Below are 8,871 nucleotides of genomic sequence, written 5' to 3' on the forward strand. Positions count from 1 at the left end.
CGGCCCTGGACGGCGCCGCGGGGCGGCGTTCGTCCGGAAGGTGCGCAACAAGGCGGAATACGCCTTGCATATCCAGCTCCACGCCTTACCGGGAGAGACCAAGACATGAAGACCCTGCATACCGACATCGCCATCATCGGCGCCGGCACGGCCGGCCTCGCCGCCTACCGCGCCGCCAAAGCCGCGGGCAAGCGCGCGCTGCTGATCGAAGGCGGCCCTTACGGCACGACCTGCGCCCGCGTGGGCTGCATGCCGTCCAAGCTGTTGATCGCCGCCGCCGAAGCCGCCCATGGCGCCGCGCATACGGAAGCGTTCGGCGTGCACGTCGGCGGGGAAATTACCGTGGACGGCACGGAGGTCATGGACCGCGTCAAGCGCGAGCGCGACCGCTTCGTGGGCTTTGTGCTGGAAGGAGTCGAGAACATTCCCGCCGAGGATAAGCTGCGCGGGTATGCCCGCTTCGTGTCCGACACGGTGCTGCGCGTCGACGAGCATACCGAGGTGCAGGCCTCGCGCGTAGTCATCGCGACGGGCTCGCGCCCCTCGGTGCCGCCTCCGTTCCGCGCGCTGGGCGATCGGCTGGTGGTGAACGATGATGTATTCGCATGGGACGACCTGCCGCGCCGCGTGGCGGTGTTCGGGCCCGGCGTCATCGGCCTGGAGCTTGGCCAGGCGCTGTCCCGGCTGGGCGTGGAGGTGCGCGTATTCGGCGTCAGCGGCAGCCTGGGCGGCATCAGCGATCCGCAGGTCCGGCAGGCCGCGCGCAAGATCTTCCAGCGCGAGTTCTACCTGGATCCAGACGCCCGCGTGCTGGAAACCAGCCGCGTGGGCGACGAGGTGGAAGTGCGCTATGTCGCGTTGGACAACAGCGAGCGAACCGAGCGCTTCGACTATGCCCTGGTGGCGACCGGCCGCCGCGCCAACGTCGACGGCCTGGGCCTGGAGCACACCTCGCTCGAACTGAACGCGCAAGGCGTGCCCGTGTTCGACCGCGACACCATGCAGGCGGGCGATTCGCCCATCTTCATTGCGGGCGACGCCAACGCCGATGCGCCGTTGCTGCACGAGGCGGCCGACGAAGGCCGCATCGCGGGTGAGAACGCGGCCCGCTATCCGGAAGTGCGCCAGGGTTTGCGCCGCGCGCCCTTGGCCGTGGTGTTCTCGGACCCGCAGATCGCGCTTGCCGGAAAGGGCCATGGACGCTTGATCCCGGGCACCTTCGTGACCGGGGAAGTGGACTTCAGCGACCAGGGGCGCTCGCGCGTCATGCTGAAGAACCGCGGCATGCTGCACGTATACGCCGACATCGAGACCGGCCGCTTCCTGGGCGCCGAAATGGTCGGCCCCAGCGCCGAGCACATCGGCCATTTGCTGGCTTGGGCCGTGCAGCAAGAGCTGACCGTGGCGCGGATGCTGGAAATGCCCTTCTATCACCCCGTGATCGAAGAGGGCCTGCGCACCGCGCTGCGCGACGCCGCGGCCAAGCTGGCCAGGGCGCGGGAGGCGCTGCGCCGGGAAGAGCCTGAAAGCGAAATGGCGTGATCAGGCGGGGGCCTGCCTCAGTGTCTGACACCCGGCAAGTCCGTCTCCACCTGTAGCGGATGCCGTAAGGGTGTCAGACACTTGTATCGGGCGGGGGCCTGCCTCAGTGTCTGACACCCCTAACGAGAAGCACGTCATGTTTCCCTGGCGCCGCACGGGTGTCAGACACCCGCGAGCCAGTGTCTGACACCCGGCAAGCCCGTCTCCACCTGTAGCGGATGCCGTAAGGGTGTCAGACACTTGCCGCCGGCGGGGGCCTGCCTCAGTGTCTGACACCCCTACGAGAAGCACGTCATGTGGCCCCGGCGCCGCACGGGTGTCAGACACCCACGAGCCAGTGTCTGACACCCGGCAAGTCCGTCTCCGCCTGTAGCGGATGCCGTAAGGGTGTCAGACACTTGCCGCAGGCAAGACTTACTCGTCTGATTGCTTCTTGGGAACGGGGAAGGGGTTTTCGCGGTACTGCAGCGTGAACCCAGCCCGTTCATCCTGGCCGAGCATGCGCGCCAGATAGGGCATGGCGGGCTTCAGGGCGTCGTGCAGCGTCCAGGGCGGGTTGATCAGGAACATGCCGCTGCCGTGCAGGCCGTAGCCGTCGATGGCCGCCTTCTTGACCGTCAGCGTGGCGTGCAGCCAGCTCTTGACCTTGAGGTTCTCGAAATGGCGGGCCATTTCACTGGCCTCGCGGCGCTGCACCAGCGGATACCAGATGGCGATGGTGCCGGTCGCGAAGCGCTTGATGCACTCTTTGACGGTGACAAGGGTGCGGCGGTAGTCGTTCTTGTCTTCGTACGATGGGTCGATCAGCACCATGCCGCGGCGCGTGGGCGGCGGCAGCAGCGCCTTCACCCCTTCGAAGCCGTCGTCGCCGTAGATCGTGGTCTGACGCAGCGCGGTGCGGCCCTGGTGCTCCAGGTTGGAAACCAGCGTGTCGATCTCGGTGGGGTGCATTTCGAACAGGCGCAGCCGGTCCGAGGGGCGCATGGCGTCCAGCGCCAGCCAGGGCGAGCCCGGGTATCGCTTCAGGCGGCCGTTCGTGTTGTAGGCGCGGATGCGCGCCACGTAGTCGGCCAGGAGCGGGGGCAGGTCCTCCGCTTCCCAGAGGCGTCCGATGCCGTCAACGAATTCGGAGGTCTTGGATGCCCAATCGCTGTCCAGGCTGTAGAGCCCGGCGCCCGCGTGGGTGTCGACGACCCAGTAGGGGGCGTCTTTTCTGTTGAAGTAATCCAGCGTGTGGATCAGGATGGCGTGCTTGAGCACGTCGGCGTGGTTGCCGGCGTGGAAGGCGTGACGGTAGCTGAACACGGGGCGCTCTGCCTCAGGCGGCCGGCCGGATGGCGGCCAGCTCGTCGGTGAAAATGCCGTCGATGCCCCAGTCGAGCAGCAGGCGCGCGCGCTCTGGGTCGTTGACGGTCCAGGCCGCGATGCGGTAGCCGGCGGCATGCACGGCGTCGATCAGCTCGCGGGTCGCGTCCTTCTGGTTGATATTCAGCGCCACGCACTCGTGCTTGGCCAGCCGCTCGCGCCAGTCGGCGGGGACTTTCTCGACCAGCAGGGCGCGGGGCAGCTCGGGAGCGGCTTCGCGCGCGGCGGCAAGCGCTTCCTCGGCGAACGAAGACAGGAGCGGCGGCGGGTTGGCGCCTTGCCACAACTGGCGCGCCGCCAACGCCGTGGCGCGGCCGGTTTCGGCTTCGCGGCCCGGGCAGGGCTTGATCTCTACGTTGCTGGCAATGCCGTTGGCGAGCGTATAGCGCGCGACTGCGGCGAAGGTGGGCAGCGGCTCGCCCGCGTAGGCGGCCGAATGCCAGCTGCCGAAGTCCAGCTGGGCCAGTTCCGAGTAGGTCTTGGCGGCGGCAGGGCCGGCGCCGTTGGAGGTGCGGTCCACGTTGTCGTCATGCATCAGCACGAGCACATTGTCGCTGCTCAGCTTGACGTCGTATTCGAACATCGTGAAACCGTGCTCGGCGCCGACGCGCATGGCGGCCAGCGTGTTCTCCGGGGCCAGCCGGCCACCGCCGCGATGGGCGATGTAACGGGAATAGGGCCAGGAGGGAAGTGTTGCGCTCATGGGGGTGTTGCGATCAGTTCTTTTGGACAGGGTTGCAAGGATACTCCTACTTCATGGGGGCCTTGCCCTGTGATACGTCCATGATCATCCGCGCCGCCAGGTACAGGCGCGGCACGATGCTGTCGATCTGGATGAATTCGGCGTCGTTCGAATGGGCGCCGAAGCCGCTCAGCCCCATGCCTTCGATCACGGGGCCGCGGGCCTTCAGGGCGGCGAAGGCGGCGTCGGTGCCACCGCCGCTGGCGCGGTCCACTACTTTCAGGGGCAGGTCGAGCTCCTTGTAGATCTGCACGCCGTGCTGCGCCAGCGCCCGGGAAGCGGGCGTGGCCTCAAGCGGCGGGCGGCGGACCTCGAACTTCATGCTCACCTTGGATTCAGGCAGCAGCTTCTTCCTGATGCCTTCCTCCAGGCTGTGCGATAGCGCGTCGAAATCGGACACACGCAGCGCGCGGGCGTCGGCCTGGGCGGTGGCCAGGCCCGGAATGACGTTGCGGTTGGTGCCGGCCTGAGCCACGGTCCAGTTCAGCTTCAGCCCGGCTTCCGGCTTGGACAGCTTGTCCAGCTGCAGCAGTTGGTGCGCCAGCTCGTAGAGCGCGTTCACGCCGCCCTCGGGTCGGGCGCCCGCATGGGAGGTCTTGCCCTGCACCGTAAGGTAGGCCGCGCCGATGCCGCTGGTGGCGAGCGTCAGGCGGGCCTCGGCGCCGCCGCCTTCGAACGAGAAAACGGCATCCTGGTCGGCGCCCAGGCGCGTGATGGTGCTGCGCGCGCCGGGCGAACTGATTTCCTCGTCGCCGTTGATCAGGACCGTGAGGGTTCCGTGGTCCTTGAAGCCCAGCTTCTGCAGCAGGGCGATCGTATGGAGGATCATCGCCACGCCGTGCTTGTCGTCGGCTATGCCCAGCCCGTAGGCCTTGTCTCCGTCGATGCGGAACGGCTGGTCCTTCAGCATGCCGTTGCGATAGACGGTGTCCATATGGGCGATCAGCATGATTTTCTTGTCGCCCGCGCCCTTGAATTCGGCATGGACCATAGGGCCGACCTTCTCGGGCGTATCGTCCAGCCTGAAAATATCGGTGGCCGGAACGATCTCGACCGTGCCGCCCAGCGCCTTGAAGCGGTCTCGGATCAGTTCGGCGATGCGCTCCACGCCTTCGACGTCTTTGCTGCCGGATTCGATGCCGACCAGGTCGCGCATGGTGTCCAGCATGCCTTGCCGCTGTGCCTGGGCCGCTTCGTGGACGGCGGCGACCGGCGCCGCCAGCGCGGCGTGGGCGCCGCCCAGGAAGGCAAGGGCGATACAGGCGCGCAGGACGGGCAGGCAGGAAAATGGGATCGGCATCGGTGGTGGCCTCTGTGTGTGTGGAGGGAGCCCATTGGGGGCTCGGCCTGGGGCAAACCCTGATAGCCACGATACGGGGCGGGCAAGGCCTCGGAAATGGTAATTCCCCGAGTTGACGGCGCCTCGATTCCGTGCCGGGCCGGGCCGCCGGAGCGCCGTGCCGGGGACGGATGGGCCCTGGGCGTCGCCCGGGCTCCCGGACGAATGAGAAATGCTAAAATCCGCCCGCTGACCCGGTAATGACCGGTATGGGAATAGGGGCGAATCGGGTTCGCCTTTTTTTATGCGTTTTCGTGCGGCCCCGGGTGGATACCCCTGGGGCGCGGCAACAGGGATTCCATGTTCGAATTTATTCGCAGCCATCGGCGCTGGATGCAGCTCATCCTGCTGCTTCTGATCGTGCCTTCCTTCTTTCTGGTCGGGATTCAAGGCTATGAGAGCTTCATGCGGGCGGAGCCAGAGTTGGCCACGGTCGCCGGGCAGCCGGTTTCGCGCGCCGAATTTGACCAGGCGCACCGCAACCAGCTCGAACAGCTCCGCCAGCGGCTGGGCACGCAGTTCGATCCGGCAGTCATCGACACGCCGGCGCTGCGCGAAGGCCTGCTGAACCAGCTGATCAACCAGCGCCTTCTGGCCAACGTCGCTATCGACAACCGCTTCTCGGTGTCCGACGAAACGCTGCGCAATACCATCGCCGCCATTCCGGAAGTCCAGGACAACGGCCGCTTCTCGCCCGAGCGCTATCGCCAGGTGCTGGCCGCGCAGGGCATGTCGCCCACCTCGTTCGAGGCCGGCCTGCGCCGCGACCTGGCGGTCGCCCGCGTGCTCGAGCCCATCGGCCAGTCCGCCCGCGCGCCCGGCGAAGTCGTGTCCGCGCTGGAAACGGCGCTGACTCAGCAGCGCACGGTGCAGTTGCGCCGCTTCGCCGCAGCCGATTACCGTTCGCAGGTCAGCGTCACGCCGGCCGACATCCAGTCCTGGTACGACGCGAACAAGCAGCAGCTGCAGATCCCCGAGCAGGTCCAGGTCCAATACCTGGTGCTGGACGAAGCCGCCGCCACGCAGGGCGTGCAGGTCAAGGACGAAGACCTGGCCTCGTACTACGAGCAGAACAAGAACCGCTTCGGCCAGCCCGAGCGCCGCCGCGCCAGCCACATCATGATCGAGCTGGCTCCCGGCGCCTCCGAAGACGCCCGCAAGGCCGCCCGCATCAAGGCCGAGGACCTCGCCAGGCAGGCAGCCGCCGATCCGGCGCAGTTCGCCGAACTGGCGCGCAAGAATTCGCAAGACGCGGGCTCGGCCGCCAACGGCGGCGACCTGGGCTGGCTTGCCCCCGGCATGCTGTCCGGTCCGCTCGAAAAGGCCATCTTCGGTCAGGCCAAGGACCAGGTGTCCGGCGTGATCGAAAGCCCCTCCGGCCTGCACATCGTCAAGGTCACCGAGATCCAGCCCGCGGCCATCAAGCCCCTGGCCGAGGTCAAGGACCAGATCACCGCCGAAGTCCGCAAGCAACTGGCGGCCGTGCGTTTCTCGGAAATGGCCAGCCAGTTGAACAAGCAGGTCTACGACAAGCGCGACAGCCTGCAGCCCGCCGCCGACGCCGTCGGCCTGAAGCTGCGCACCGCCTCCGGCGTGACCCGCGAAGGCCTGCTGCCCGCCGACAAGGCCGGCCCGGGCTCGGCCGCCGACAGCCCCGACGCGGCGCTGCTGGACAACCCGCGCGTGCGCCAGGTGCTGTTTTCGTCCGACGTCCTGCGCGAGAAGCTGAACTCCGGCGTGATCGAACTGTCGCCCGATACGATGCTGGCCGTGCGCGTCGCCGCCGTCGAGCCCGCCCATGTGCCTGCGCTGGACAAGGTCACCGACTCGATCCGCGCCAGGCTGCTGGACGAGCGTTCCGCCGAAGCCGCCAAGAAGGCCGGCGAAGCGGCCCTGGCCGCCGACAAGGCCAACCCGGCCGCCGCGCCGGAAGGCTTCTCGGAACCCGTGACCGTGGCGCGCCAGGATCCCAAGGACCTGCCGCGTCCGGTGCTGGACGCCGTCATGCGCCTGCCCGCAAGCGCGCTGCCCGCCTATACCGGCGTGCAGTCGGGCTCCGATTACACGCTGGTGCGCCTGGAGAAGGTCGAGGCTGGCAAGGTCGATCCGGCCGACAAGGAGCGCCTGGCGCAGCAGTTGTCGGGCGCGTGGGGCCAGGCCGAGAACGAAGCCATGATCCGCATGCTGCGCGAGGAGTACAAGGTGCAGGTGCTGCCGGCCGCCGCCGAGGTCATCCGCGGCGATCAGCCGGCTGCCGGCTGATCAGGCGGAATCAGTTCAACAGTGGCCGCAGCGTAGGCCACACGTTATCCAGCAATTTGGGCTGCGCATCCTCGTTCGGATGGATGCCATCGGCCTGGAACATCGCCCGGTTCGTTGCGATACCTTCCATCAGGAAGGGCACGAACCGGGCGTTTTCGTCTTTGGCGACCGTGGGGAACACCTGGGCGAAACGCTGCGTGTAGTCCCGTCCGTAGTTGGGCGGAATCTGCATGCCGACGATCAGGACCTGCGCGTCGGCCTTGCGGGCGGCTTGCGCCATGGTACGCAGGTTCTGCTCGGTCATGGACAGCGGCAGGCCGCGCAAGGCATCGTTCGAGCCCAGTTCCAGCACCACCACGGCCGGCGCGTGCTGGCGCAGCAGCGCCGGCAGGCGGGCTACGCCGCCGCTGGTCGTGTCGCCGCTGATGCTGGCGTTGACCACCTGGTACTTGGGGTATTGTTCCGATACCCGGGCGGACAGCAGCGGCACCCAGCCGGTGCCGCGCTTGATGCCGTATTCGGCCGATAGGCTGTCGCCCAGGACCAGCACGGTCCGCGGCGCGGAACCCTGGGCCGCCGCGGTGGTCTGAGCGTGGGCGGGAGCCACGATGGCGATCGCCAGCGCGGGAACAAGAAGCAGACGGGAAAATAGGCGCATGGATAGCAAGAATTCGATCGAGGTGAAAGGGCTGGGCAAGCGGGTGGCCGATGCCGGCGGGACGCTGTCTATCCTGGAAGGGATAGATTTTACGGTCGAGGCCGGCAGCGCGGTGGCCATCACCGGCAGCTCCGGTTCGGGCAAGTCCACCCTGCTGGGACTGCTGGCGGGGCTGGATGTTCCCAGCACGGGCAGCGTGCGCCTGGCTGGCCAGGACCTGTTCGCCCTGGACGAGGATGGCCGCGCGCGGCTGCGCGCCAACCATGTGGGGTTCGTGTTCCAGTCCTTCCAGCTGCTGCCCAACCTGACCGCGCTGGAGAACGTGATGCTGCCGCTGGAGCTGGCCGGGCAGCCTGCCCGCGACGCTGCGCAGGCCATGCTGGAGCGGGTGGGGCTGGGCAAGCGCCTGCATCATTACCCGCGCACCCTGTCCGGCGGGGAACAGCAGCGCGTGTCGCTGGCCCGCGCCTTCGTGGTGCAGCCGGACCTGCTGTTCGCCGACGAGCCCACCGGCAGCCTGGATGCCGCCACGGGCGTGACGGTCATCGACCTGATGTTCGACCTGCATCGGGAGCACGGCACCACGCTGGTGCTCGTCACCCATGATCCCCAGCTGGCCGCCCGTTGCGGGCGTCAACTGGTGCTGGCCGCCGGGCGCATGGTCGACGGCGCCTGAAGCCATTCCAACAGATCGCCTGTTTGAACGACCTACACAAGAATGGCCGGCCCGCCGCCGGGCCGCCCCAAGGTGGGTCAGCCCCCTCAGGGGGCAGCAAGCACGCAAAGCGTGCGCAGCGTGGGGGCACACACCTTCCGCCGGGCCGCCCCAAGGTGGGCCAGCCCTCTCGGGGGCAGCAAGCATGCAAAGCATGGACAGCGCTGGAGCCCGCGCCACTCTCCGCAAAAATAGCCGGCCCGCCGCCGGGCCGCCCCAAGGCGGGCCAGTGTATGGACCGGGGACAT

At 67.8% G+C, this 8,871-nt stretch carries 7 protein-coding genes; 3 read left to right on the forward strand and 4 right to left on the reverse strand.

Going from position 1 to position 8,871, the window contains the following annotated elements; all coding sequences use genetic code 11:
- Positions 1-105 precede the first annotated feature (105 nt).
- On the forward strand, positions 106-1,542 hold the full coding sequence (locus JL37_RS27115; protein WP_043548137.1) for a dihydrolipoyl dehydrogenase: 1,437 nt from the start codon (positions 106-108) through the stop codon (positions 1,540-1,542).
- A gap of 414 nt (positions 1,543-1,956) precedes the next feature.
- Here the strand turns inward: JL37_RS27115 and JL37_RS27120 are convergent, their stop codons facing one another.
- From JL37_RS27120 to JL37_RS27130, 3 genes are read right to left on the reverse strand one after another with little or no spacing between them, the layout of a single operon-like run.
- Positions 1,957-2,847: a 23S rRNA (adenine(2030)-N(6))-methyltransferase RlmJ gene (locus JL37_RS27120; protein WP_043548138.1), complete on the reverse strand. Its 891-nt coding sequence runs from the start codon at positions 2,845-2,847 to the stop codon at positions 1,957-1,959.
- Between the two features lie 13 nt (positions 2,848-2,860).
- On the reverse strand, positions 2,861-3,610 hold the full coding sequence (ugpQ, locus tag JL37_RS27125) for a glycerophosphodiester phosphodiesterase (RefSeq protein ID WP_043548141.1): 750 nt from the start codon (positions 3,608-3,610) through the stop codon (positions 2,861-2,863).
- 46 nt (positions 3,611-3,656) lie between these two features.
- Positions 3,657-4,949, reverse strand: coding sequence for a M20/M25/M40 family metallo-hydrolase (locus JL37_RS27130; RefSeq protein ID WP_043548144.1), 1,293 nt, complete (start codon positions 4,947-4,949; stop codon positions 3,657-3,659).
- Positions 4,950-5,288: 339 nt separating this feature from the next.
- On the opposite strand from JL37_RS27130, the gene JL37_RS27135 reads away from it, so the two are divergent.
- On the forward strand, positions 5,289-7,250 hold the full coding sequence (locus JL37_RS27135) for a SurA N-terminal domain-containing protein (RefSeq protein ID WP_043548146.1): 1,962 nt from the start codon (positions 5,289-5,291) through the stop codon (positions 7,248-7,250).
- 10 nt (positions 7,251-7,260) lie between these two features.
- Here JL37_RS27135 and JL37_RS27140 read toward each other — a convergent pair whose 3' ends face one another.
- Complete coding sequence (locus JL37_RS27140; protein ID WP_043548149.1) at positions 7,261-7,908, reverse strand: arylesterase; 648 nt, start codon at positions 7,906-7,908, stop codon at positions 7,261-7,263.
- Here JL37_RS27140 and JL37_RS27145 point away from each other — a divergent pair.
- Positions 7,907-8,584 carry an ABC transporter ATP-binding protein gene (locus JL37_RS27145; RefSeq protein WP_043548152.1) on the forward strand — a complete coding sequence of 226 codons (678 nt, stop codon included), beginning with the start codon at positions 7,907-7,909 and terminating at the stop codon, positions 8,582-8,584. The genes JL37_RS27140 and JL37_RS27145 overlap by 2 nt on opposite strands.
- The last annotated feature ends 287 nt before the right edge of the window (positions 8,585-8,871 follow it).

The organism is Achromobacter sp. RTa (genome assembly GCF_000757485.1).
Taxonomy (GTDB): Bacteria; Pseudomonadota; Gammaproteobacteria; order Burkholderiales; family Burkholderiaceae_B; genus Achromobacter.